This window comes from Roseitranquillus sediminis (assembly GCF_016918935.1).
Taxonomy (GTDB): Bacteria; Pseudomonadota; Alphaproteobacteria; order Rhodobacterales; family Rhodobacteraceae; genus Roseitranquillus; species Roseitranquillus sediminis.
Window position 1 is genome coordinate 1 of the sequence record NZ_JAFFOB010000029.1, and the last position, 1,234, is coordinate 1,234.

General features: G+C 70.1%; 1 protein-coding gene. It reads left to right on the forward strand.

Annotation, left to right across the window (positions count from 1 at the left end):
* The coding region (hemA, locus tag JM664_RS17800) for a 5-aminolevulinate synthase (protein WP_319637558.1) at nt 1–1,223 on the forward strand (1,223 nt) is incomplete at its 5' end.
* Nucleotides 1,224–1,234 lie beyond the last annotated feature (11 nt).

Sequence of the window (1,234 nt, forward strand, 5' to 3'; positions counted from 1 at the left end):
TGAACTATCCTGCGATGATCGACGCGGCGCTTCAGCGTCTGCATGACGAGGGGCGGTATCGGACGTTCATCGACATCGAGCGGCGGCGCGGGTCGTTTCCGCATGCGGTTTGGCGCCGGCCGGACGGGGCGGAGCGTCCGGTGACGGTCTGGTGCGGCAACGACTATCTGGGGATGGGGCAGCATCCGGCGGTGCTGGCGGCGATGCACGAGGCGATCGACGCGACGGGCGCGGGCTCGGGCGGGACGCGCAACATCTCGGGCACCACGGTCTACCACAAGGCGCTGGAGGCCGAGCTTGCGGACCTGCACCGGACCGAGGCGGCGCTCCTCTTCACCTCGGCCTACATCGCCAACGACGCGACGCTCTCGACGCTGCCGAGCCTCTTCCCCGGGCTGGTGATCGTCTCGGACGAGCTGAACCACGCCTCGATGATCCAGGGCATCCGGCGCGGCGGCGGCGAGAAGCACATCTTCCGCCACAACGACGTCGGCCATCTGCGCGAGATCCTCGAGGCGATCGAGCCGGGGCGGCCGATCCTGATCGCGTTCGAGTCGGTCTACTCGATGGACGGCGACTTCGGCCCGATCGAGGCGATCTGCGACCTGGCGGACGAGTTCGGCGCGCTGACCTACATCGACGAGGTGCACGCGGTGGGGATGTACGGCCCCCGCGGGGCGGGCGTGGCCGAGGCGCAGGGGCTGATGGGGCGCATCGACATCGTCAACGGGACGCTGGCCAAGGCCTACGGGGTGATGGGCGGCTACATCGCGGCGAGCGCGCGGCTGTGCGACGCGATCCGCTCCTACGCGCCGGGCTTCATCTTCACGACGTCGCTGCCGCCGGCGGTTGCGGCGGGGGCGGCGGCCTCGGTGCGGCACCTCAAGACGGACCAGGCGCTGCGGGCGCGGCACCAGACCCAGGCGCGGATCCTGAAGACGCGGCTCAAGGGGCTGGGCCTGCCGCTGATCGACCACGGCAGCCACATCGTGCCGGTGCATGTGGGAAACCCGGTGAAGTGCAAGATGCTGAGCGACATGCTGCTCGAGGACCACGGCATCTACGTGCAGCCGATCAACTTCCCCACGGTGCCGCGCGGCACCGAGCGGCTGCGCTTCACGCCGTCGCCGGTGCACGGCCCCCGCGAGACCGACGCGCTGGTGCGCGCGATGGACGAGCTCTGGTCACACTGCGCGCTGAACCGCGCAGAACTCACCGCTTGAGCAAACCGGGC